At 47.6% G+C, this 24,298-nt stretch carries 18 protein-coding genes and 2 pseudogenes; 15 read left to right on the top strand and 5 right to left on the bottom strand.

Annotation, left to right across the window (positions count from 1 at the left end):
• Positions 1–302 precede the first annotated feature (302 nt).
• The 5 genes from AYR61_RS03160 (at position 303) to AYR61_RS03140 (ending at position 8,567) form a co-directional block, all read left to right on the top strand.
• Positions 303–3,290: a MucBP domain-containing protein gene (locus tag AYR61_RS03160; RefSeq protein ID WP_065901623.1), complete on the top strand. Its 2,988-nt coding sequence runs from the start codon at positions 303–305 to the stop codon at positions 3,288–3,290.
• Positions 3,291–4,011: 721 nt separating this feature from the next.
• The gene (aroE, locus tag AYR61_RS03155; RefSeq protein ID WP_054709417.1) at positions 4,012–4,881 is read left to right on the top strand and encodes a shikimate dehydrogenase; all 870 of its coding nucleotides are present in this window, start codon (positions 4,012–4,014) and stop codon (positions 4,879–4,881) included.
• A 39-nt stretch (positions 4,882–4,920) separates the two neighbouring features.
• Complete coding sequence (gene aroF / locus AYR61_RS03150) at positions 4,921–5,937, top strand: 3-deoxy-7-phosphoheptulonate synthase (RefSeq protein ID WP_065901620.1); 1,017 nt, start codon at positions 4,921–4,923, stop codon at positions 5,935–5,937.
• A 1-nt stretch (position 5,938) separates the two neighbouring features.
• The gene (aroB, locus tag AYR61_RS03145) at positions 5,939–7,012 is read left to right on the top strand and encodes a 3-dehydroquinate synthase (RefSeq protein WP_056987595.1); all 1,074 of its coding nucleotides are present in this window, start codon (positions 5,939–5,941) and stop codon (positions 7,010–7,012) included.
• A 310-nt stretch (positions 7,013–7,322) separates the two neighbouring features.
• The gene (locus AYR61_RS03140) at positions 7,323–8,567 is read left to right on the top strand and encodes an MFS transporter (RefSeq protein WP_065901618.1); all 1,245 of its coding nucleotides are present in this window, start codon (positions 7,323–7,325) and stop codon (positions 8,565–8,567) included.
• Between the two features lie 682 nt (positions 8,568–9,249).
• Here AYR61_RS03140 and AYR61_RS03135 read toward each other — a convergent pair.
• On the bottom strand, positions 9,250–10,179 hold the full coding sequence (locus AYR61_RS03135; RefSeq protein ID WP_065901616.1) for a LysR family transcriptional regulator: 930 nt from the start codon (positions 10,177–10,179) through the stop codon (positions 9,250–9,252).
• 151 nt (positions 10,180–10,330) lie between these two features.
• Here AYR61_RS03135 and AYR61_RS03130 point away from each other — a divergent pair.
• From AYR61_RS03130 to AYR61_RS03090, 9 genes and pseudogenes are all read left to right on the top strand, one after another.
• Positions 10,331–11,213, top strand: a pseudogene (locus tag AYR61_RS03130) (shikimate dehydrogenase).
• Between the two features lie 162 nt (positions 11,214–11,375).
• Positions 11,376–12,622: pseudogene (locus AYR61_RS15835) on the top strand (MFS transporter).
• 2 nt (positions 12,623–12,624) lie between these two features.
• Positions 12,625–13,386, top strand: coding sequence for a type I 3-dehydroquinate dehydratase (gene aroD / locus AYR61_RS03120; RefSeq protein WP_065901614.1), 762 nt, complete (start codon positions 12,625–12,627; stop codon positions 13,384–13,386).
• A gap of 52 nt (positions 13,387–13,438) precedes the next feature.
• Positions 13,439–14,395 carry an FAD:protein FMN transferase gene (locus tag AYR61_RS03115; RefSeq protein WP_054709503.1) on the top strand — a complete coding sequence of 319 codons (957 nt, stop codon included), beginning with the start codon at positions 13,439–13,441 and terminating at the stop codon, positions 14,393–14,395.
• A complete protein-coding gene (locus tag AYR61_RS03110; protein ID WP_054709427.1) occupies positions 14,388–16,700 on the top strand; it encodes an FAD-dependent oxidoreductase in 2,313 nt (770 codons plus the stop codon). Before AYR61_RS03115 ends, AYR61_RS03110 begins: the two co-directional genes overlap by 8 nt.
• A 715-nt stretch (positions 16,701–17,415) precedes the next feature.
• On the top strand, positions 17,416–18,444 hold the full coding sequence (gene aroF, locus AYR61_RS03105) for a 3-deoxy-7-phosphoheptulonate synthase (protein WP_056987598.1): 1,029 nt from the start codon (positions 17,416–17,418) through the stop codon (positions 18,442–18,444).
• Position 18,445: 1 nt separating this feature from the next.
• A complete protein-coding gene (aroB, locus tag AYR61_RS03100; RefSeq protein ID WP_065903754.1) occupies positions 18,446–19,519 on the top strand; it encodes a 3-dehydroquinate synthase in 1,074 nt (357 codons plus the stop codon).
• A 16-nt stretch (positions 19,520–19,535) separates the two neighbouring features.
• Complete coding sequence (locus AYR61_RS03095; protein WP_054709430.1) at positions 19,536–20,372, top strand: SDR family NAD(P)-dependent oxidoreductase; 837 nt, start codon at positions 19,536–19,538, stop codon at positions 20,370–20,372.
• Positions 20,373–20,548: 176 nt separating this feature from the next.
• Positions 20,549–20,809 carry a helix-turn-helix domain-containing protein gene (locus AYR61_RS03090; RefSeq protein ID WP_054709434.1) on the top strand — a complete coding sequence of 87 codons (261 nt, stop codon included), beginning with the start codon at positions 20,549–20,551 and terminating at the stop codon, positions 20,807–20,809.
• Positions 20,810–20,848: 39 nt separating this feature from the next.
• Here AYR61_RS03090 and AYR61_RS03085 read toward each other — a convergent pair whose 3' ends face one another.
• Genes AYR61_RS03085 through AYR61_RS03075 form a run of 3 tightly spaced genes read right to left on the bottom strand, consistent with a single transcriptional unit; the run spans position 20,849 to position 22,578 of the window.
• Positions 20,849–21,505 (bottom strand): chloramphenicol acetyltransferase, encoded by a 657-nt coding sequence (locus AYR61_RS03085; RefSeq protein ID WP_054709437.1) that lies wholly within the window; start codon positions 21,503–21,505, stop codon positions 20,849–20,851.
• Positions 21,505–21,864 carry a GIY-YIG nuclease family protein gene (locus AYR61_RS03080; protein ID WP_054709441.1) on the bottom strand — a complete coding sequence of 120 codons (360 nt, stop codon included), beginning with the start codon at positions 21,862–21,864 and terminating at the stop codon, positions 21,505–21,507. Before AYR61_RS03080 ends, AYR61_RS03085 begins: the two co-directional genes overlap by 1 nt.
• A 12-nt stretch (positions 21,865–21,876) precedes the next feature.
• Positions 21,877–22,578: a DUF2087 domain-containing protein gene (locus AYR61_RS03075; RefSeq protein ID WP_054709445.1), complete on the bottom strand. Its 702-nt coding sequence runs from the start codon at positions 22,576–22,578 to the stop codon at positions 21,877–21,879.
• Between the two features lie 172 nt (positions 22,579–22,750).
• Here AYR61_RS03075 and AYR61_RS03070 point away from each other — a divergent pair, with 172 nt between their 5' ends.
• The gene (locus AYR61_RS03070) at positions 22,751–23,416 is read left to right on the top strand and encodes a type 1 glutamine amidotransferase (protein ID WP_065901612.1); all 666 of its coding nucleotides are present in this window, start codon (positions 22,751–22,753) and stop codon (positions 23,414–23,416) included.
• Between the two features lie 38 nt (positions 23,417–23,454).
• On the opposite strand, the gene AYR61_RS03065 is transcribed toward AYR61_RS03070, so the two are convergent.
• Positions 23,455–24,237, bottom strand: coding sequence for an alpha/beta hydrolase (locus AYR61_RS03065; RefSeq protein WP_056987599.1), 783 nt, complete (start codon positions 24,235–24,237; stop codon positions 23,455–23,457).
• Between the last annotated feature and the right edge of the window lie 61 nt (positions 24,238–24,298).

The raw sequence follows: 24,298 nt of genomic DNA, 5'->3' as shown, positions 1-24,298 counted from the left end.
TCTCAGCGACGACGACTCTCTTTACGTGCACAATAATCTTGATCTCCACATCATTGGTTTTTATGGACGGTATTTGATTGGTGATAAGACTACTCACGCGGGATAGGTTTGTCAACGGAAAGTTATTCGAAGGACCGGCAAAATTAATCGCCCTTATTAGAAGGTTTTCGAGCAAAAATAATTTTTCCCAAGGCATATATTATTTTGGAATAAGCGTTTTATTTTCCCAACAATATGGTACACTATTGGTGGAATGTCATATTGGAAATTATCACGGGATTAGGTAACTGGGGGAACTAAACATGAAAAATAAACAACTAGATGGGGTAAAGTCTGGCTGGACCAAGACTTTACTAGTATCAACCGCAGTTTTAGGGAGCATGGTGCTGTTTACATTACCGCAACAAGCGCAAGCAGCTACTACGAGTGTTCAGTCAACGACTGTACAAGGCGGGGTAACCAGTGGTGCTGCGAAAACCAATGATATAAGTGAGGGAACTACTGGCGGTTCTCAGTCGGAAGGCACTGACGATACCAATGATGGTAGTGACGTCACTGAGACACCAGTTACATCAACGCCAGCAACAGAAGAAGAGGCAGTAACGACGCCGTCTGAGACAGCGCCTGTTAGTGCATCTACGACAAATACTGATAGTTTAAAGACCAGCTCGTCTGATCTGCAGAATGCTGTTGATACAGCTAAAGACACGGGTGTTGCTGTCACAGAAAATGATCCGAAAGTTGTGACGACAACACCAGATGATTTGGCTGAGACGGTTGCACAGGCTGAGACTGATAATGCGACAGCAATTTCGGATTTAAAAACAGCGACTGAGAATCAAGAACCAAATAACGCGGCATATGCAGCAGAAAAAGAAGTATACGATAACAACACAGTCGCAATCACGTCTAGTTCACCTGATAACTGGACGGATGAAGAGCTGATACAATTTCTAGGTGGTGGGGCTCCAGCCACTACGGAAACAGCGTCAGATGAAGCCAAGAAAGTTGCTGATATTACTTTTTCTGAGGGTGCCAAGCGAATCGATGCAACTAATAAAACGTTGAACGACGGCAACTTACCTTCGTGGACTTATGAGAAAGCCTTTACGGACCCACAATCTGGCCGGTTGATCACTGTGGTGGAGAGTATCACAGGCTACACACCAGCTAAAGGCACAACCAATTCCTATATCGATACGACCGCTGATCAAATCGGGTTTACACCCCATAACGTTCAGGATATTTCGGCATCAGTTAAATATTACTACGCTGATACAGGTGAACCGGCAACACTTGATTTAATTGCTGGGTTTGCGGACCTTGATGGAAACCAAGGGATTAAAGTAACAAACAGTACGGACGCTGTTATCTACGGTAATTTAGTTGAGGCCGAGGATGATGGGAGTTACCGTAACTTTAAAAACAGTACGTTGAATTCAGATAACCCAAGTGGTCAAGCCTGGGTTCTGCAAAAAGGTGTCACTGAAACCGATTACACATTCTATGTTGGCCTAAACGCCAATGGGACGGTCAATAATACACAGCCAATTCAATACATTGGTGGCGCGGCCTTTTCAATTGTGATACCAACTGCACCAACTTTAAAGACTGAGACTGTGAGTTATCAGCCAACAATTATTCAAGTGACGACAGACTATACAGTCAACTATTCAGGTCCTGAGGATGAAACGCCAGCATCGAATACACAAACAGTTACTTGGACGGGTAATTATGACGCTGATTCAGGAAACTATGTTTGGACACCAGACGTCACGGATGCGACAGTCTATACACCACATATTGATGGGTATGCGGCAAGTAGTATAACTAGTTTTGGTGCTTTAACGGCCACGACTACTGATCCTCAAGATGAGACGGTCATTGTCAGCTATCAGAAAGTTGGTCTTTCAGAGAACATTGCTAAGCCCTTAACAGTTAACTTCATGGACGTGAATGGTGAACAGGTGAAATCTAGTGTGGTCTTAACTGGTGCTGTAGGAAATTCTTATAGCGTCACACAAGAAGCCGTTGATGGGTATCGTATCATTGGCGTGGCTTCTGGTTCAGCATCTTTGAATGGTGAACTAACTGATAAAGACCAAACGATTACACTGTTATATTCAGCAATTGGAACAGATACTACAGGTGTTCCAGCTGGTACATTAACAGTCAATTATCAGGACGTTAGCGGTAAATTGATTAAAACGTCGACACTAGATGGTACAGTTGGAAAGGGGTATGCAGTAACTCAAGCACCAATCGATGGTTATCAGACCATCGGTGTTGCGCCAGATTCGGCTTCACTAGACGGGACGTTAACAGAAACCCCACAAACGATTACTTTGTTATATTCAGCAATTGGCCAAGAGACTACAGGCGTTCCAGCTGGCACACTCACAGTCAATTACCAGGACGTTAGCGGCAAGTTAATTAAAACATCGACACTAGATGGTACAGTTGGAAAGGGGTATGCAGTAACTCAAGCACCAATCGATGGTTATCAGACTATTGGCGTTGCGCCGGATTCAGCTTCATTAGACGGGACTTTAACGGAAACCCCGCAGACGATTACATTGTTATACTCAGCAATTGGCCAAGAGACTACGCCACAAAAGAGCGGGCCCCTAACCATCAACTATGTGGACGAGAATGGCAATCCGCTTGCACCATCGGTTACAAAAACGGCTAGCGTTGGTAACGGCTATCTGGTTACCCATCAGGATATTCCTGGGTACACCTATGTAAGCCTTGCAACTGGATCAGCCACACCAACTGGCACCTTTACAGCGGACAATCAAGTCATCACTTATGTTTACCAGAAAAACATCGTCAGTTCACCAGACAATGGCCAAGGCACAACCGACACCCCGACAACGGGCACGTCAACGGATGACCAAACACCATCAACCCCTGGTGACACGCCTGTAACCACCACTGATGAACCAGCAACCACACAGCAAACTGATTCAGATATCACGGATGGCACAGAAGAGCCAGTCCATGTCGGTCAGCTTCAACAGACTGGGGCTAAAACCACTGTTCAATCCAGTCAAAAGGCTGATCTGAGCCAAACGACCGCACCGGTTACTTCGACCCAGACCATCACATGGTCAATGGGGCAACCAGCAAAAACAACTGGCCAGTATGGCAATCAAGCGCAAAAGACAACGCCGCAAACAACGTTGCCACAGACAAATGATACACGTGAATCGGGCACATTAGGGCTGTTGGGGCTCCTTGTGGGACTCTTCGGTTTAGCCTTAACTAGAAAACGGAAACAACAGTAATCATTCGGATTTAGAGACACACAAAAGGCCAACTCGCAAGAGAGTTGGCCTTTTGTTTTATGCTGAAAGCATCGATTAATATTAGAGAACGGTTTGAATCACTAAACAGAGTGAATGATGAAATAAGATTATTATAATTTATATATTATGGTATTAACCTATAATAGTTATGAAGCGTAATCATCAAAAGACTGAAAAATAAATTTTAAAAAGTTTTTAAATCCCTGACTAATCAGCTTTCATCCAATATAATCCCGTGAGATAGCAGTTTCATCAATAGACATTATCTCAATATTCAATAAATAAGTTAAATTAAAAACGCATTAATCGTTGACAGAATCGCCAAGATAGTTTATTGTTAAAAGCAATCAAAATCTAATTTAATTTTTAGAAGCTAACAATCATGACAGAAAGCATAAACCGAAATTCAAATCGATTTAGTTACTATTGGTTCAGGTAGGTGTCTACAACGTACGGGTTGCAGACACCACTCTCAAGCAGCCTGTGCGACCAATAGTTTTTCAACATGGTTAGGTCACACAGTTAAGAAAGTTAGTTTTACTCACTGTGTGAACCGATAAACGCCGATTATATTAGATTATTCGGCAGAAATTCTTTCCCGCAGTGCACATACACTGCGGGATTTTTGTTTATCTTCGGATGAATAACGGCGATGGGTCAAAACAGCGACCGTTAGATTTTGACAAGGAGGAAAAGAGAAATGTTTGATGGACATACCGATTTATTTGAATTGATTGCAGCACCGGCACATCATAGTTTGTCGCCGCTGATTCACAACACGAGCTTCAACACCCTGGACATCAACAGCGTCTACTTAGCCTTCGATGTCGAGGCGGCAGAATTAGGTGACACGGTGGCCTCATTGCGAGCCTTGTCAGTACGGGGCGCGAACGTCTCAATGCCGTACAAGGAAGCGGTCATCCCCTACATGGATGAGTTGACTCCGATGGCCAAACGACTTGGTGCCGTGAATACCATTATTAACCAAAGCGGTCACTTAGTGGGGGACAGCACCGATGGCCAGGGGTTTGTGGATGCCCTCACCGATGAGGGACTCACAGTCAAGGGCAAGCACATCGTCGTTTTAGGTGCTGGTGGCGCTGGTCGGGCAGTGGTTGCGGCCAGTGCTGAAGCCGGGGCGATCATCACCGTATTTAAACGGCATAACCGCACCTTTGACGCCATCCATGATCAGCTGACCAGCTGGTCGCCCAACATCCGGGTGCTCCCATATGAGGACCTGGATGCCATGGCAACGGCCATCAGCGACGCCGACATTATCATGAACACCACCAACGTCGGGATGGGGACCAACACGGGGATCCCGCTCGATGACAGCATCATGGCGTTACTGCAGCCAGAACAGTTTGTGGCGGATGCGATTTACGCCCCACTGGAAACAAATTTTCTGAAGGTCGCTAAACAACAGGGATGCCGCACCATGAACGGCATCAGCATGCTGATTCACCAGGCAGCCGGGTCGTTCGTCCAGTGGACGTCAGAACCAATGCCGGTTGCCACTGTCAAAGAAGTGGTGAACGACCACCTACTCAGTCTTGTCGCAAAATAACTTAAAAAACTAACCCAAACCAGAAATGAGGAATGCAAAATGATTATTGTATTGACTAAAGAAGATCCAGCCGTTATCTCAGAACTGAAACAACACTTCGGTGACACCCACGATCTATTCGTCCATAACAACCGCGTTGCCTTGCAGGGTGTTACTCCTGAAGACCTGAGTGCCAGCGAAAAAGCCGCTGTCAAAGAAATCATCACGGACGAACCAAAAGCCGTTCAAGGCAGCCGTGAATTCCATCCAGAAGATACCGTTATTCAAACAAAACACAGCGTTATCGGCGGTGATAACTTCTCACTGATGGCCGGGCCATGCTCCGTTGAATCACAGGAACACGTCCTAAAGATGGCTGCCGTGGCCAAAGCCAGTGGCGCAACGATCTTACGTGGCGGGGCCTTCAAGCCACGGACTTCCCCATACTCCTTCCAAGGATTAGGCGAAGACGGGTTGAAATTTCTCCGCAAGGCCGCTGATGAATACAACATGGACGTTTTGACTGAAGTCATGGATGACGAACACGTTGAAATGGTCGCCAAGTACACTGACATTTTCCAAATTGGCGCCCGCAACATGCAGAACTTCTCACTCTTGAAAGCTGTTGGGAAGACCAACATTCCAGTGATGTTGAAGCGCGGGATGTCCGCAACGGTTGACGATATCTTGAACGCCTCAGAATACATTGCTGCTGATGGCAACCACAACATCATGATTGCCGAACGGGGCATCCGGACCTTCGATAACAAGTACACCCGGAACACCATGGATGTTGGCGTTGTGCCTGTTTTGCAAAAATTGACCCACTACCCAGTGATCATTGACCCATCACACGCTGCTGGCCATACTGAATTTGTGACACCATTGGCTTTGGCCGGAACCGCTGCTGGTGCGTCAGGATTAGTTGTTGAAATTCATGATGACCCAGCCCACGCCTTCTCCGATGGTGCCCAAGCCTTGAAGCCAAACGAATACAAGGAAATGGCCGAAAAGGCACTCGCTATCCGCGACCTGCTGACCGGCATGGATAACCAGCAAGCGGAAGCGGGGCGCTAAGATGCAAACAGTATCCGTCACGTTACCGAACCAGTCATACGATGTGTTGATCGAACGCGGGCTGCTGGACCAAACCGGCGCCCTGGTGGCTAAATTATGGTCACCAAGACGAATTGCGCTTGTCAGTGATGACAACGTTGCACCACTTTACCAAGAACGCGTTGCCAAAACGCTGGAACAAGCAGGGTTTGAAGTGCACTGCTACGACTTTCCAGCTGGTGAAGCATCAAAATCACTGACAGTGCTAGCAGACCTGGCTCGAAAGATGGCCGCTGCTGCCTTTAACCGCGATGACGGGGTGATTGCCTTGGGTGGCGGGGTGACCGGTGATCTCGCAGGTCTGCTGGCAGCGACCTACATGCGCGGCATTCGTTTCATTCAGATCCCCACATCACTACTGGCACAGGTCGATAGTTCCGTCGGCGGCAAGACCGCTGTGGATCTGGATACGATCAAAAATATCATCGGCGCGTTCTACGAACCAGACCTGGTCATCATTGATCCAGACACCTTACAAACGTTGAAACAACGCGATTTAATTGAGGGCTATGGCGAAATCGTCAAAACAGCGTCCTTGGAAGGTGGTGACTTTTGGAAACTGATCGAAACCATCGACTCGCCCGCTGATCTGCTGACACATTCGCCAGAGCTCAGCGCCCGTTCCATCGGGTATAAGGCGAAGGTCGTGATGGCGGACGAAACTGAGAGCGGCACCCGACAGCTCCTGAACTTTGGCCACACGCTGGGTCACGCAGTCGAAGCACTGGCTGACGGCGACCTACGGCATGGCGAAGCAGTCAGCATTGGGATGCTCGCGTTGATGCAGGTCTTCGAAGATGCGGGCTTGTCTGAAACAGGCATTACAGCAGCCTTGAAGGACCGGCTGGCGGCGGTTGATCTGCCGACCACATCACCGCTCTTAACTTCACCACTGGTACTCGACAAGGTCAAAAACGATAAAAAAAATCGTCACGGCCATTTGAACCTGGTTTACCTAAAGGCCTTAGGTGAACCTGAAATCAAGTCGATTCCAACAGAAGAAATCTCAACATTTTTACACCTACCTGAAGCATAACATGTGTTTGGGAATGCACATGATAACCATAAGTTAGGCAGGTCATGCGTTTCAAAAGCCATATCATTGTAAAGTTTTAAAAAAGAAAGCATTGGGAAGTGCTTTCTTTTTTGTTTGGAATTGAAAACGGTTTAAACGGCGTAGAATAGCTATCTTTGTTTCCCAGGATTTTGCGAGACCAAAGTGCCGGATGAATTCTTCTTGACAATGCCCACCATTTAAATTTAAATAGTATTTAATTATGTTAATTACTGAACATTTGTACTGACGGTTACTCAATTCAAATCTGATCAAGGTACAGGTGAGAAAAATGTCACGAAAAGAACGATTAAAGACCACCTTTAGTCTCTATTTTGATTACTTGATCCACGGGATGGCCATTGTGATCTTGGCGCAAAATATGACGGCACTGGGTACCCGTTGGCACGTCGGGGACGCGGGCGTCTCCTATGTGATCTCATCACTGGGGATTGGTCGGTTATTAGTGCTCTATATTGCCGGCGCACTGTCAGACCGTTTTGGCCGGCGATTATTCGTTAAAATTGGAATCGCCACCTACATCTGTTTCTTTGTGGGCATTATTTTGTCGCACACCGTGGTGGAGGCGTACTTCTTTGGGATTTTAGCCGGAATGGCGAACTCGTTTTTGGATACTGGGACTTACCCGGCCTTGATGGAGCTGTATCCGCAAAAACAAGCCGCCGCCAATATTTTAATCAAGGCGTTTGCGTCAATTGGTGAACTGATCTTGCCAATCTTTGTTGCGACCTTGGAAGGCTTCAATCTGTGGTTTGGCTGGTCATTTACATTCTGTGTGGTTGCCTTAGCCATCAACTTTGTTGTGATGTGGCACCGACAGTTCCCAGATATGGCGCAGGAAGTTGCACCGGAGCCGGAAATTGACACCACGAAGAGCGTGTTAACCGCACCAGAGGAAAAGTCAAAAATGACGCCGCGCAAACTGTTGCTGGGGGTTGTGTTGACCATCTTCGGCTACATTTCTATGGCCACCTTCTATCTAATCAGTCAGTGGCTGACCCAGTACGGTGAAACAGTCGTTAAACTGGACATGGTGCATGCACGGATGCTAGTTAGCGTGTACAGTGTCGGCTCGATTCTGGGTGTGATCACAACGGTCATGCTGGTGGAACGCGTGATCAAACCCGTTTGGTTCATGGTGGGTGACACGCTGTTGTCGTTTGTGACGCTGTTGCTGATGGCGATGTTCCCAGTTGGCTGGTTGATGTATATCGGTTCGTTTGTTATCGGCTGTTCAGCAGCCAGTGGCGTGATGCAGATTGGCTTGACGATTATGGGCAATGTGTTTCCAAGGTCCAAGGGTCGAATCACGGGCATCTACAATACGGCGGGCGCCATCGCGTCGTTTTCGATCCCCGTATTTACAGGTATCCTGTCGAAAACAAGCGTTCACAGCATCATGTGGTTTGACGTGGGCATCGCACTGATCGGCATCTTATGTGCACTGTCAGTGATGGTGATTCTACGGCAGAAGAAGCCTGATGCTGAGGGTGTAACGGAAGAAGAATTGATTTAAACTAAAAAACCAGGTATGGCTCGAGTGAGCGGTATCTGTTTTTTTGATTTGTCCATAGTAGTTCGTTGCATTCCGCAATTCGGCAGGCCGTCGTAGTGGCTCGCGACTGAGCTAACTCGATTTCTGCTGCGCAGCTCTCGAGTGGATCTCAGTCGTCTCGCACATCAGTAACCGACCAAGAAACGGTCGCTAACTGATGTCGACACCACGACAACCTGCCGAATTGCTGCATTTCACTGACGTTGAGTTTTATTTTTCGGATAAGTTAAGCATCACATTAGCGTTAGACCATGTTCGAAGAGAATCCGCACTTGACTGCTGCCAGACTCTCAATAGCAATGCTTCTTACGATGTGTCAGTTGACAATCTGGATAAACTAACTGGCTTCTGAGCACTGCTATGAACACTCATTTTCAATATTGAGGCTTTCAAGGATTGTAGCGTAGTGGAGCCGTTCGGCATTGCAGGCTGTGGTGTCGGTGTTAGTTGGCAAGGGTTCTTTCCTTGCCTAGTAACACGGGAGACGTAGGAGATCCTTGAATTTCTGACAAGAAATTCAATAGCTCCGGAGCGACCCCACCTCAGCCTGCAGGGCCGAACGGCGCAACGAAGCGGCGTCGAAGTACTAATGGCACCAGGTGTTGACTGACATATGCCTGCAACGAATCGACAGTGTAGCACATTAAATCAACTGCTTAGCACTAGCGAACGTCTGCCGACAATAACTGCGAACGAAATTGTGGAACCGGTGAACGGATGGGGTGACAAAGTGGTTTTGTTTGGTGATGAGATAAAGATCATGGCTCGTGGTGTTGTCTTCGATTGGCCGCAACAAAACGCGGTCCTGGTTCAGCAACGGGAGATTTGGCATGATGGCGATGCCGACACCGTTCGCGACGAAGCCGGCGATGGTGTAGTCTTCCTCGATTTCATACAGAACATTGGGTTTGATCCCGCTGCTGGCGATGATTTTATCAATTAATGGGCGCAAGCCACTATTCTTTGAAAAGAGAATTATCGGATATTTTTCCAGGTCTTTGAAGTAAATCTTATCCTTGGTTGCTAACGGATGGTCGACTGGAATAGCGACCCGAATGGCTTGCTTGACGATGGGAATGAACTGAAAGACATTATCAGCTTCCTGTTCATTAAAGAATTCAGAATAGGACGCTAAAACGACATCGTACTTGTCGTTGTACAGATCCTGTAAAAGTTGTGGGGTGGTGTTTTGGCCAAGATCAAAGCTGATCTTTTGATTTTCTTTTTGCGCCTTAAAGTGGGTCATCAGCTCAGGCACAAGTCGTTGCCCCATGGTATAGGTGAATCCTAAATTGACGTGCCCTTGGTCCGGATTCGTTAATTGGCGGACAATAGCGTTTCCTTGGGACAGGCTGTCCAGACTGTTGTCGATATACGAGAGATAGATCTTACCAATTTGTGTCAGTTTAATATTGCGACCGTCGGGTTCAAACAACGGGACGCCGACTTCAGCTTCTAATTTTTTAATGGCGTAACTCAGTGACGGTTGTGAGATACCAAGGTTTTCAGCCGCCTTGGACATGTGTTGTGTTTTTGCTAATTCGCGGAAAAATTGTAGGTGACGTAAGTTCATAGTCTTAGCCTTCCTTGCTATTTATAGATATATTCTATCATAAAAAGCGCTGAGTATTATTTATTTTGATAAATTGCCATGATAATATTGCAAGTGAATTGAGTAACAATTAATGTCTTTACCTTATTAAATAAACTTAGGAGTGATTTTCATGTCTTTGAATCAACTAGATGGACACACAATTTTAATCGGCTTAATGGCTTATCCTATTCGCCATTCCATGTCTCCTACAATGCACAACCATGCTTTCGAAAAACTGGGTTTAAACTACGCATACCTTGCTTTTGAAATCACAAATGATGGTTTGGAAGGTGCTGTAAACGCTATCAGAACATTGGACATGAGAGGCTCAAACATCTCAATGCCAAACAAGCAAAAAAATTATTCCTTTATTAGATAAACTTGACCCAGCTACTGAAATGATTGGCGCTGTTAACACCGTTGTTAACGACCACGGTGTTTTGACAGGGTACACCACTGATGGAATCGGCATGATCAAGTCATTGGACGACGAAGGCATCAACATTCGTGGCAAGAAGATGACGTTAGCTGGTGCCGGTGGTGCCGGAACTGCGATTGCCATTCAATGTGCATTAGATGGTGTTAAAGAAATTTCTATCTTCAACCGGGATGATGAATTCTTGGCCCAAGCACAACGCAACGTTGATCTGATCAACGAAAAGACGGACTGCAAAGCCACATTGCACCACTTGGAAGACCAGGATGATTTCAAGAAGGAAATCGACGACGCCTTCATCTATGCCGATGCCACCAGCGTTGGGATGAACCCGTTGGAAGGTCAAACCTTAGTGAGCGACCCATCATGGTTCCGCAAGGATCTGATCGTGTTCGATACGGTCTACGCCCCACGGACAACTAAGTTGATGGAAGTTGCTGAAGAAGCTGGTGTTGAACACGTCTTCAACGGGTTGGGTATGATGCTTGAACAAGGCGCCGCAGCCTTCAAGCTTTGGACGGGTAAGGAAATGCCTGTTGACTACATCCGCGACATTTTGTTTAACGGCGACAACTAACCATATAGTAGATAAACGCACTAAGCTGCATCAAAACGATGATTCATCCTTTGTGAAAGGGCATATCCGACACACATATTGAGCCCTTTCAACGCGTGACATGAAGTCACCAAGTATCCAGTCGTTTAATGGTGTCAGTAAATTGTTGAAGGGGTATTCATTATGAAAAACAAGTATATGCCAACAGCGATCAGCCTTTACCTGAACTACTTCGTTCATGGTATCGGGGTCATCGTTTTAGCACAAAACATGTCGTTCTTGGCCAAACAATGGGGCACCAATGCCGGTGGCGTTGCCGTGGTCATTTCATCACTTGGTATCGGTCGGTTGATCGTGCTGCTGGTCTCTGGGATGCTGTCAGATAAGTTTGGCCGCAAGCCATTCGTTATCTTAGGGGCGTCAACGTACCTGCTGTTCTTCGCTGGGATCTTGTTAAGCCACTCGATCGTGGTCGCCTACATCTTCGGGATCATTGCCGGGATGGCGAACTCGTTCCTGGATTCCGGGACGTATCCAGCACTGATGGAAATGTTCCCAGATGCTAAGGGGACGTCAAACGTCATCATTAAGGCGTTTATCTCAGCTGGTCAGTTTGCATTACCACTATTTGTCAGCTTCCTAATCGCCGACAATATCTGGTATGGCTGGTCATTCGTCATCTGTATCGCGATCCTATTGCTGAACATCATTTTCATGACGGTCGAGGTCGTTTCCCAGCACCAAACGCTGATGCCAAGGCCGCAGCCGAAGCAAAAGCCAAGGAAGAAAAGGAAGACGTTGCTGACGTCAAGAGTCCTGGTAACATCTGGTTTGATGGCGTGCTCTTCATCCTTTACGGGTACATTTCTCAAGCGACCTTCTACCTGGTCAGTCAATGGTTGAGTCAATATGGCTCATCGATTGCAAAAATGGGTGAGACCAGTTCACGGGCACTTGTCAGTTACTACAGTGTTGGCTCGCTAGTTTGTGTGTTCGTCACCGCAGCCTTGGCTAAGAAGGCTGTCAAAGAAATTCAATTCTTGTCGATCTACACCGCGATTTCATTTGTTGCCTTGTTGTTGATGTACCTGTTCCCAACCGCAATGATCTGTTCCATCATGTCATTCGTGGTTGGCTTCTCAGCCGCCGGTGGGGTCATGCAATTAGCGTTGACTGTGATGTCATCCTTCTTCCCGAAAGGCAAGGGGACCATTACCGGGATCTTCTACACGGCTGGTTCGATTGCATCCTTCACCATTCCGCTGTTCACCGGGATGATGTCCACGAACCTGGCAAACATTTGGCTGTTCGATATTATTATCGCAGCCCTCGGGTTCATCGTTACAACTATTATCACGATTCGTTACTACCATCTTTTCAAACATTCAGATGCTCAAACTAATGAAGAAGTACAGGAAGGAGCTGCTTAATCTTGGCAAACCCAACAGTTAAAGTAGGGAACACCGTTCTTGGCAGCGGCCGGCCAAAGATTGCCGTGCCGATCACTGGAAAAACGCAGGAAGACATCTTAAGTCAAGCAGCCGACATTAAGGCTGCCCAACCCGACGTAGTTGAATGGCGGATCGATTTCTTTGATGGCGTGCTAGACGCTGATCGATTAGCTGAAACGGGTAAGGCATTGCACGACGCCATTGGCGATTTAGCCCTACTCACCACGTTCCGGACAAAGGGTGAAGGCGGCGAACTCGTTTTAGACGACGCCGGTTATTTCCAAGTCTGCGAAAACGTTGTTGCCGGTGACTTTACTGACGCGTTAGACGTTGAACGGTATCACGAAGAATCAGCTGTTAAAGGGATTATCGAGAAAGCACATGCTCAAAAGGTTGTCATTATCATGAGTAATCATGGCTTTGACAAGACCCCAGCGGAAGATGACATTGTTGGTCGTTTGACCAGCATGGTTGAATACGGTGCTGACGTTGCCAAAATGGCCGTCATGCCAAATTCAGTCCAGGATGTCATCACTCTCCTGGAGGCTACTCATAGAGCAAGTTTATCGTTATCCAAACCAATTATCACAATGTCTATGGGTGATCTTGGGAAAGTTTCCCGGATCGCTGGTGAAGTCTTTGGCTCAAGTCTCAGTTTTGGTACCGTGGGTGCTGCATCAGCCCCTGGTCAAGTTGCATTAGACCACTTAAAGGTTGAACTTGAAGATCTCAAGTTGTCCTAAGCCGGACCAAACTGAATAGTCACACCTTAAGGAGGTGATCAACCCCATGCCAATGCATACCAAGTCAAAAAGATATGTTTCGCAGTTCTCGATGATGGGCACGATCATCTCTTTGACGTTATTTGAACAAAATCAGGACGCTGTCGAAAGCGTCTATGATTATTTAGCCCAAATGGATCGCGTTTTCTCGGCGAACCGGGGTGATTCAGAGTTATCGCGCATTAATCAGCAAGCAGGCGTCGCACCGGTAACGGTTAGCGATACCGCCTATGGTCTGATTCAGGACGCCATTCACTATACCCGCAAACATGCGGATAGTTTCAACGTGTTGATGGGGCCGCTGGTCAAGCTGTGGAAGATCGGGTTTGGCGGCGCTCAGGTGCCACCAAAGACCGAAATTGCCAAACGACTGACGCTCATTCATTCTGCGGATGTGGTGCTTAACGAAAATGAGCATTCTGTGTATCTGGCGCAGGCGGGCATGCAGCTCGATCTGGGCGCGATAGCCAAGGGCTACTTTGCTGATCAGATTAGTCAGCAGTTGCAGGATCAGGGGATTACCAGTGCCATCATCGACCTTGGCGGCAACGTTCAGATTCTGGGGACGAATCCAGCCACGTCTGACGGCCGATGGCAGATCGGCATTCAAGATCCGCAACAGCAACGGGGCCGACCCCGACTTCAGGTGCAAGCCCCTGCTAAAACATTTGTCACATCAGGCATCCGCGAACGTCATTTTGAAATCAACGGCCGCACTTACCACCATATCTTAGACCCGCAGACCGGTTTTCCCGTCACAAATGACGTGCAACAGGTCACCATCATCACCGATAATTCCGAACTTGCCGAGGTCTTATCCACAGTCTGTTTCTTTAAGGGCTGTGAGCGTGGTCTAGCCATGGTGGAAGGGCGCAAGGATGTTGAAGCGATATTTATCGACCAAACCAACGCTGTTCATCATACGAGCGGCTTAACCGTCACAAATAAAGGAGTGTTTTCATATGAGTAACGAAAAACAAATCAAAGGATCCGCAATGGGTCACAACGGGATCATCAATTACGAACTAGACGTTAACGATAACAAGCTTGAAGATTTAAAGATCTTAAAGCACTCTGAAACGTCAGGTATCTTTAACCAGGTCATCGACAAACTGAAGGCCAACATCATTGAACAACAGTCCTTTGACGTGGACGCCATCAGCGGGGCAACCGTTATGACGCAAGCTATTCTGGATTCAGCTAAGGAAGCAGTTGCGGACGACAAGGACGTTAAGCTGACACCAAAGCCAAAGAAAGAAGTTACCCACGTCACAACGCGTTTGAAGGCCGACGTTGTCATCATTGGTGGCGGTGAAGCCGGATTAGTTGCCGGTGCCCGCGCCCTGACTGAGGGCCAAAGCGTTATCTTAGTTGAAAAGAACGGCTACATGGGCGGTGCCACCATCTTAAACGGCTCTAACGTTGTTGGGACTGGCTCAAAGGTCTCTGAAAAAGCGCTGGGTCACACTGAAGACACCCCAGTGCGGTTGGCACAAGATGTTGCGCGTGAATCACGTGAAACGAACTTAACTGATTTAACAAAATTGATGGCCAACAACATTGGTCCAGCCATTGATTTCATCAGTGACTTTGCTGATTTGCACTATCAAAAAGCACAAACGCAAACTCCAGAACACTCCGTTGAACGGCAAATTGAATTACCGACTGCCTCTAGTTTTGAATTTATCAGTAAAGTTTCTAAAGCCTTCCAAGACAAGGGTGGCAAGATCATCCTCGGTGCCCGGGTCGAAGACATGACCGAAAACAGCAAGGGTGAAGTGATCGGCCTGGTAGCTGAAGCTAAGAATGAAACCTTTAAAATTAAGGCGCACTCAATCGTTTTGGCTTCCGGTGGCTACGGTGCTAACCAAAAAATGCGTGGTGCCGAGAGTGAAGGCATTGACTACTATGGCCCAATGACCTCAACTGGTGACGCCTACAGCTTTAACAAGGATCTGAACCTGAAGTCCCACAACATGGGCTGGTACAAGATCTATCCACACGGTGTTGAAACGGAACCGGGTATCGCTAAGTTGACCACCTATGCTTCAAAGGAAGCCACTGATCTCGGTGCCCTCTACGTGAACTCAAAGGGGAAGCGGATCGTTAACGAATCAGCTGTCTATACTGATTTCCGTGATGCCATCCTGCAACAACCAGACCGGATGTCCTACATGTTGATGGACGAACGGACCTGGAAAGAAGTTTACAAGCTTTTGGTCCTGCATGACTTCACTGAAAAAGAGATCAAGCAGTTCTTTGATAATAAGGATAAGGAACCATTGTTTGTTAAAGGTTCCCTTGAAGAAGTCGCTGCGGCTGCTCACGTGGACGTTGCCGGACTTGAAGAGACTGTTAAAAACTATCAAGGCTATGCTAAGGCAGGTAAGGATCCTGAATTCGATCGTCAGCCTGAATACCTACACGCATTCGAAGGAGACACCTTCTACATGGTTGAACAACGGGGCCGGTTTGCCACAACCTTGGGCGGCTACTCCGTCAACGCTGACAAGATGCAACTCGTGAACACGGATGACCAGCCAATTGCGAACTACTACGCTGCTGGTGAAGTTGTCGGCGGTGCGAACGGCCATGACTCAATGCCAAGTATGATGAACTCATGGGGCATTTCTTCTGGGTATGTTGCTGGGGAAGCGGCTAGCGAAAACGCGAATCGTCTCAAAGCGGCAGGACCGGACGCAGTCAATTTAGTTGCCCTTGTTGGGACGAATGCTTCAAAGTCTTACAACCGGAAACTACTGACTGCTATGCAAGATTTATTTGATACCCAAGCTGACATTGACCTGTGCGAAATTAAGGAGTTGCCACTGTTTAACGAAGACCTGGTCAACGACGAACCCGAGAACGTTAAGGCATTTGGTCAAAAGATCGACGATGCCGATGGTGTGATCATCGGTGTGCCGGAATACGACCACGCAGTGCCTGCAGCGTTGAAGAGCGCAATCGAATGGCTCTCATGTGCTGAACACCCATTTACTGGCAAACCAGTGATGATCGTTGGTACGTCGCTTGGGATTCAAGGCACCGTTCGCGCCCAGATGAATCTCCGTCAAATTCTGGATGCACCAGGTGTTGACGCTGAAGTGATGCCAGGAAATGAATTCATGTTGCCACAAGCTGGAACTAAGTTTGAGGATAACGGCACCATTAATGATCCCGGCAGTGTTAGCTTTTTGAAGCAGTGCTTTGGTAACTTCGTTCAGTTCATTGCGTTGAAGAGTGCGGATGAAGATAAGAAGGCTCAGGAAGTTTAATTAGTTGTTCTGAGTTCGTTGCATTCCGCAATTTGGCACTCCGCTGAGAGTGGCTCGCGATGAAGCTAATTCGATTTCTGCTGCGCAGCTCTCGAATGGATCTCCATCGACTCGCACATCAGTAACCGCCCCAAGAACGGTCGCTAACTGATGTCGACACCACAGCTCCGTGCCAAATTGCTTCATTCCACTGACGTTGAGCTTACTTTCTATCACTGATTAAGTATCACAATGGCGTTAAACCGAGTTTGCGGAGAATTCGCCCTCGACTGCTAGTAAGACCATTGACAGCTACGTTTCTCACCACGTTCTAGACACAGATAACGATTGATTAACAGGTTTCATGACAACATTTATGAAGCCTTACTATCTATGATGAGGATAACAGTAACGTAGCGTAGTGGAGCCGGTCGGCATTGCAGGCTGTGGTGTCGGTATTAGTTAGCGCCCGTCTTTTGGTCGCTTACTAATACGGGAGACGTAGGAGATTCTTGAATTTCTGTAAAGAAATTCAATAGCTCTGGAGCGACCCCACCTCAGCCTGCAGGGCCGACCGGCGCAACGAAGCGACATACTTGCACCAGATGAATCACTCAATTAAAGAAAATACTTTGCACTTTAAACCTAAGGAGGTGGTGATAACGTTGTGTCATTGTTATTGCTACCTTCTTTTCTATTGATAGAAAATATAAAGAAAACTGAGGTAATTCATAGAATGATAATTGTATTGAAACCAGGTCAAGAATCCGTTGTGACTGAATTAAAGCGTCACTTTGGCGACCATCACGATGTGTTTGTCCATGAGAACCGCGTTGCCATTGCCGGTATTACTGCAGATGAACTGATTGGATCGGAGAAGGCTGCTGCCGAGGAGCTGATTACGGATGAGCCTAAGGCCGTTCAAGGCAGCCGTCAATTTCATCCAGAAGATACGGTCATTAAAACGAAGCACAGTGTTATCGGTGGTGATCATTTTACCCTAATGGCGGGACCCTGTTCCGTTGAATCACAAGCACATGTGCTGAAGATGGCGCGGGTTGCTAAGGAGAACGGTGCAACTGTTTTACGTGGTGGTGCGTTTAAACCGCGGACATCACCCTATTCGTTTCAAGGACTTGGGGAAGACGGTCTGAAGTATCTGCGTCAAGCTGCTGATGCGTTCGGTATGGATGTGCTGGCCGAGGTCATGGATGACGAACATGTTGAAATGGTTGCCAAATACACCGATATTTTCCAAATTGGTGCCCGGAATATGCAAAATTTTTCGTTGCTGAAGACAGTGGGGCAGACTGACATTCCAGTGATGCTAAAGCGTGGCATGTCCGCAACGGTTGACGATATTTTGAATGCCGCTGAATACATTGCGGCTGGCGGTAACCACAATATTATGATTGCTGAGCGGGGGATTCGGACGTTTGATAACAAATACACCCGCAACACCATGGATGCAGGTGTGGTCCCTGTTTTGCAGAAATTGACCCACTATCCAGTGATTATTGACCCAAGTCATGCCGCTGGGCACACTGAGTTTGTTACGCCGTTAGCCTTGGCCGGGACAGCTGCCGGGGCTTCAGGACTGGTCGTGGAAATTCATGACGACCCTGCTCACGCGTTATCAGACGGTACGCAAGCATTGAAGCCAAACGAATTCAAAGACCTAGCTGAAAAGGCGGTTGCGGTGCATGATCTCCTGTTTGGAATGGACGAAGAAGAGACTGACACGGAACCACAAACGAGGCATTAAAATAAAAACTGTTGATGTCAAACTCACAAACAAGACTTATCAGGTCATGATTGCCGCTGGGCTGTTGCAACAAGCCGGTCAGTTGGTGGCGAATGTCTGGTCACCGTGCAAAATTGCGTTGGTGAGTGATTCTAACGTCGCCTCACTGTATCAACGGCAGGTCGCGGATACTTTAACGCAGGCTGGGTTTCAGGTATTTTGCTACGACTTTCCCGCTGGAGAATCGTCGAAATCACTGACCGTTTTGGGTGACTTGGCGCGTCAATTAGCCGCGGATGCGTTTAACCGCGACGACGGCGTGATTGCGCTTGGCGGTGGTGTGACGGGTGATTTAACGGGTCTACTAGCCGCCACCTATATGCGCGGCATTCGGTTCATTCAGATGCCAACGTCACTGTTAGCGCAGGTCGATAGTTCCGTTGGCGGGAAGACCGCAGTAGATCTGGACAGCATCAAAAATATTATTGGGGCCTTCTACGAACCAGATCTAGTGCTGATCGATTCTAATACATTGAACACGTTGCAACAGCGTGATTTGGTGGAAGGCTACGGCGAAATTGTCAAAACGGCGGCCATGGTTGGTGGTGCGTTTTGGTCGCTGATCGAAACAATCAATTCACCAGCCGACATCATGACGCACACTGAAGAACTCAGTGCCCGGTCGATTCAATTTAAGGCCGACGTGGTGATGGGGGATGAAAAAGAGAGTGGTCAACGACAACTGCTAAACTTTGGCCACACCCTTGGCCACACGGTTGAGGCATTGGCAGATGGCGGTTTGCGGCACGGTGAGGCGGTCAGCATTGGCATGGTCGCTATCATGCAACTTTTCGAGAACAATGGTGATGCACAGGCCGGAATCACCGATAAGCTCCGCGACCGTTTACAAGCGGTTGGATTACCGACAACGTCACCGTTGCTACACTTGCCAGCAGCGTTGGATAAAGTGAAAAACGACAAGAAGAATCGGCATGGGCACCTCAATTTGGTCATGATTAAGACGATTGGTGCGCCACAGATCGTGTCGATTCCAAGTGCGGAAATTGGGTCATTTTTGAAGCTTACAGCAGGTTAGATTGGAGATCTTGAACATGGCAGAAAAGAGTTGGTTAGGGTTAACCGGAAAAGTGTGCGTTGTTACTGGGGCCGTTGGCGGAATGGGGACGAAGATCTGTGCTGAATTTGCGAAACAGGGGGCTAACGTCGTGTTGGTCGACCTGCTGGCGGATAAGGTGACAGCGTATGCGACCGACTTAGCGGCTAAATTTGGCGTGAAGACGTTGGCGTTGACTTGCGATACGACGGCTGAAACACAGGTGGACGCAGCCGTTGAACAGGTGGTTGCCACGTTTGGTCGCGTCGATATCCTGGTAAATACAGCGGCTATTTTACGGTTTTCGCCACTTGAAGATCTGCGGCTGGATGAATGGCAGACGGCGCTAAACATCAACGTCACGGGCTATTTCTTGATGGCCCAGCGATTCGGTAAACAGATGATCAAGCAAAGAAAGGGCACGATGGTGCATATTTCAACGGTCGCTTCCTACTTCCCTGAAACCTATAGTGGCGCTTATAGCACGACTAAGGCGGCGGTTAATATGTTATCCAAACAGATCGCGGCTGAATGGGGCCAGTACGGCGTTCGGAGTAACTGCATTTTGCCGTGTCTGGTAAAAACACCGATGTCGGAGAGCTTTTACGCGGATCCTGATGTGGAAAGTGGCCGGACGCGATTGGTTGCTAGCCGGCGAATCGGGACGCTGGACGATATTGCCAACAGCGTGCTGTATCTGGCCAGTGACCGGTCAGACTACACCAACGGCGCAGAGTTGGCAGTGGATGGCGGTATCGGGATCATGATGCAGGATATGATTCCTAAGCCTGGTGGTCGTCGCGGTTATGCAGAGGCACATCACCAAAATAAGTAACGGCAGATGGCTGAGTTGTTGAGACTAGTATACCGAACCAATGTAAGGGTAATGTGTTGAACGTGTAAAGGTTGTGTAAAGGTGATTTTGGTCACAAGGACACATTGCTTGTCATCAACCGAAACGTCAGGTGCCCTGAATGTGTAGCGACGCATGGCATTCGAAGGGGCGCTAAGATGACAACATGGCAGGAATTTGAAAAAATACTGACCGCAATTTCACCAGTGGATAAAGTTTTGATAGACGCCTTAGTCCAACTTGTTTCAAAGAGATGGAATTTGAAGGTTTCCCAGAAAGAATTGGCTAAGAGGAGTGGTATGAGTCTGGCTCAAGTCACTAGCCTTGAACTGCTAGAGACAATGCCAACCCTTAAAATACTCAGTCAGTATGCGGATGGATTAGGGATGAAACTTGAATTAACCGTTGTTCCAGCGTAACAAAAAGGATCTCCAGATTAGTGGAGATCCTTTTTAAGTCTATTTAAGCCAATCTTCCGGCTTATTCAATGCTTCCTGCAGCTTCTTAAAAAAATGGCTAACATGCCAAGCATCCGCAACCGCATGGTGAATGGTAAACGAAACGGGCATGGTTCGCCGGTCGTCCTGAAGCACATACTTGCCGGCTTCAATCACTGGTAAAAAGTTGGGTAGACCGTTAAACGATAGCGGCGTATAACTGTTAAAGTGCAACCACGGATTCATGTTGATCATGTAGGCATTTTCTGGTTGATCCGGCTTGGCAACAGCACCGTGTTGGTCGCTGTACTGTGTTTTATCGGCCTCATAATTGGCGTTAAATACTGCCAAATCAGCATTGTAGTCAGTCCAAATGCCGGAAATCGTGTGGTCGTCTTCATGAAATACCGAATATGACGGTGTCAAATGGTCGTAGTAACCCAATTGTTTCCCGCGTTGGGCAATCATGAATTCTGGTTGTTCGCTGATCAGCCGCGTCATCAGATACAGGTAGACCGCGTTGAAGTGATAGCCAGCCAATTTTGCGGCGTCGTAGGTGGCAGTGATATCCACGTCCACGTTGACGGTAAAGCCAGTCGGCATCATTTTAGTGAAGTAGTAAAAGTAATCCCGGCGTTGCCAGGTTTGTAAATCAATTGGTGTGAAGGTTGGGGTCATTATTTTAGCTCCTTAAGCGGGGTATTATAGCCGTTATCGCCAAACGGCTGCAGTTTTTCGAACCATTTTTTCTTTAATTCCCGCAGTTCATAACGCAGGTTAACCACGTCATCCGTTTTCTCTTCCCAAAGGACGTCACACGTAAAGGCGTCTTCCCCCATAGCGTCCCAGTCGGCCTGCAATGGCGTGTGCCCATAGGTGTGATTTTTAAGATTGAACTTGTAGTAATTCCAGCGATTTTTGGTGTTCGGTACGGTGTCGATGTAGATCTTATGGTTCACGGTATTGGTGATCTGAATGACACCATAGTAGGTGGATTGTCGTTTATAGGCGTCCTTCAACGCTTTGTGGTCAGTCATGAGTATGCTCCTTTAAAAAATGCGCCAGTAGGTCCGATTGTCAGTAGTGCGGGCTAAGAACCCGTAATCAATGAGGTAGCGTTTGATGATGCCGTAGTCGAAATAGATGGCCTTAAGTTTGGTATCCACTTCGTGCTGCGGGTATTTGGTATTAAACGAAAATTCATCAGCGATGCGATAGAGCAGGGTGATGATCTTTTTCTGTCCCTTTGGCAAGCGGGTGAGCACAATGCCGGCATCAGTGAATGTGAAATATTTTTGCGTGGTGTCTGCGTATTCTGTTTCGGTGATCCGGAAGCGGTCGTCGTTGTCAGTGGCCATGGGCGGAATTGGCAGGTAATCCTTAGTCGGCTCGTCGCCAAAAACGGCCTGATACTGCGCGAGATATAGGCGTGCTTGTTTGGCCTTTTCCCGAAAAGTAAATTTCTGGTGGCGAATCGTCGAAGCACTTACCCCAAGCTGGTCAGCAATGGCTTGGTTCTTTTGTTTAAGGCTAAACGCCTGCAATAACCGAATCTGCGTCTCAGTTAACGTGTTGTACTTCGTATCAGCTGTTAACAGTGCGTCTAGGGCGCCGCCATGGGTTGCGTTCAGATGGGTAATGACAGCTTCAGGTTCTGAAAAACGGGCGGTGCAGTAGTTGCATTGCAGCTGACCACCGACCGGATGGTACCCTTGGATCAATGCTGCTATGGGTAAATCTTGAAAGTTCATCGAAACACCTCAATTCAAAACCTAATTATAAATTGTTTACATATATTGTCAACAATAATTTTATTTGTTGATTATTTCCGTCATGATTATGATTTTAATAAAGGCTTGATGTTCTGAACTGACGATTTGTGCTACCATGCAGGAAGACAATTAGAGAAGGAAGCGACGATAAATGCGCGTTAACGTTTTACAGCACACGCCAAATGAAGGGCCGGGCGCGATTCAGACCTGGACGCAGGCTCGGGGCCATGAGATGTATGTGTATCATCCGTATCAGTTCGGTCATTTGCCCACAGCGGATGAGACTGATATGCTGATCGTTCTCGGCGGCCCCATGAGTCCAAATGATGACCTGGACTGGATCAAACAGGAGCGCGCACTGATCAAGCAACTTTTGGCGGCACATAAGCCGATTTTTGGCGCGTGCTATGGTGCGCAACAAATCGCAAAAACACTAGGATACGCGGTTCACGCCTCGCCGGTAAAAGAGGTTGGCTGGGCACCAGTTACGTTGCAGAACCATGCCATCCCTGATTTGCCAGCAACCTCGCTGGTCCTGCATTGGCACCAGGAAATGTTTGAGATTCCAGACGAGGCTGAACTGCTTTATTCTAGTGAGGGGTTACAGAACCAGGGATTTGTGATTCCCCACGAAGCCATTGGTCTCCAGTTTCATTTTGAGCCATTAGCGGACAATGTCCGGGAAATGGTCGTGAACGATGGCGCCTATACAGCCGGTTCTGTTTTGAATGAAACGCCACAGGATATCCTTGCGACACCGGTTCCTGCAGAGAATCAGGAGACTGTTTTTAAATTACTGGATTATTTAACCGACTAAAAAAACACCAATCAGCACGTTGTCTGATTGGTGTTTTTTTAATGGTTCAGTTGAACTTGTTTAACAATTGCTTCTGTCGCCAAGTTGGTCACAGTCTCCCGGGAGGCATTAATGAAACTATGGTCAGCGTTCTTCAACACATGCAGGGTCGCATTTTCGTAAACGGCTTCGTACCGTTTAGAGGCCTTGATATTCACAACGACATCGTGGTCGCCGTGAATAATGGTGACTGGGCCGTGATACCGTTGCGCGACTTCGTAAATTGGCAGGACCTGTGCTGAGCGCAGATAGGCTCCACCGACGCTTAACCCAGCATCTGGCCGGACTAATAGCTTATCTGGCACGTGATTGGGGTCGTAGGTTGCACCCTGTAACACGCCCGCAAGCGCATCGTCCTTCAAAGTGGCAGCTGGTGCCATCAACACGATCTTTGTGATGAACTCGGGGTATAACCCGCCAAGCATGCTGGCCACAACACCGCCTTGCGAGTGACCCATCAGATAGATGTGGCGCACTTCAGGAAGTTGCCGGACATAGGTCAGAATGGCCTCGGCATCGGAAATTTCGTTTGGCACCGTCATATCTTCAAATTTGCCGTCACTTTTACCGTGACCGTTAAAGTCAAACCGAAGTGAGGCGATACCCTGTTTTAGCAGTTTTCGACTCAGGTTATAGAGAATGTGATCCGGCGTGAAGCCGCGATTTGAAGTGAACCCGTGCATGAGAATCGCTAAATCGTAGGTGGTCGTGTCATCCGGCGTTAGAATTGTGCCGCGGATGGTTAGGTTGTCTCTTTGTACTGTAATTTCTTTTTCTGTCATATGCATCATCCTCTTCTGTATAATAGGCTATTTATCAGAATTAGATAACATTTACTTCATC

The organism is Secundilactobacillus paracollinoides, from assembly GCF_001702155.1.
Classification (GTDB): Bacteria; Bacillota; Bacilli; order Lactobacillales; family Lactobacillaceae; genus Secundilactobacillus; species Secundilactobacillus paracollinoides.
The sequence above is the reverse complement of the archived record's forward strand: the minus strand, read 5'-3'. Positions and strand labels throughout refer to the sequence as shown.

Bases quoted from the DNA above. Each gene is read 5' to 3' on its own strand.
- AYR61_RS03070 (WP_065901612.1), top strand. From the start codon at position 22,751: ATGCGCGTTAACGTTTTACAGCACACGCCAAATGAAGGGCCGGGCGCG.
- aroB (WP_056987595.1), top strand. From the start codon at position 5,939: ATGCAAACAGTATCCGTCACGTTACCGAACCAGTCATACGATGTGTTG.
- AYR61_RS03095 (WP_054709430.1), top strand. From the start codon at position 19,536: ATGGCAGAAAAGAGTTGGTTAGGGTTAACCGGAAAAGTGTGCGTTGTT.
- aroF (WP_065901620.1), top strand. From the start codon at position 4,921: ATGATTATTGTATTGACTAAAGAAGATCCAGCCGTTATCTCAGAACTG.
- AYR61_RS03065 (WP_056987599.1), bottom strand. From the start codon at position 24,237: ATGACAGAAAAAGAAATTACAGTACAAAGAGACAACCTAACCATCCGC.
- AYR61_RS03160 (WP_065901623.1), top strand. From the start codon at position 303: ATGAAAAATAAACAACTAGATGGGGTAAAGTCTGGCTGGACCAAGACT.
- AYR61_RS03090 (WP_054709434.1), top strand. From the start codon at position 20,549: ATGACAACATGGCAGGAATTTGAAAAAATACTGACCGCAATTTCACCA.
- AYR61_RS03135 (WP_065901616.1), bottom strand. From the start codon at position 10,179: ATGAACTTACGTCACCTACAATTTTTCCGCGAATTAGCAAAAACACAA.
- AYR61_RS03115 (WP_054709503.1), top strand. From the start codon at position 13,439: ATGCATACCAAGTCAAAAAGATATGTTTCGCAGTTCTCGATGATGGGC.
- AYR61_RS03140 (WP_065901618.1), top strand. From the start codon at position 7,323: ATGTCACGAAAAGAACGATTAAAGACCACCTTTAGTCTCTATTTTGAT.
- AYR61_RS03110 (WP_054709427.1), top strand. From the start codon at position 14,388: ATGAGTAACGAAAAACAAATCAAAGGATCCGCAATGGGTCACAACGGG.
- AYR61_RS03075 (WP_054709445.1), bottom strand. From the start codon at position 22,578: ATGAACTTTCAAGATTTACCCATAGCAGCATTGATCCAAGGGTACCAT.
- aroF (WP_056987598.1), top strand. From the start codon at position 17,416: ATGATAATTGTATTGAAACCAGGTCAAGAATCCGTTGTGACTGAATTA.
- aroE (WP_054709417.1), top strand. From the start codon at position 4,012: ATGTTTGATGGACATACCGATTTATTTGAATTGATTGCAGCACCGGCA.
- AYR61_RS03085 (WP_054709437.1), bottom strand. From the start codon at position 21,505: ATGACCCCAACCTTCACACCAATTGATTTACAAACCTGGCAACGCCGG.
- AYR61_RS03080 (WP_054709441.1), bottom strand. From the start codon at position 21,864: ATGACTGACCACAAAGCGTTGAAGGACGCCTATAAACGACAATCCACC.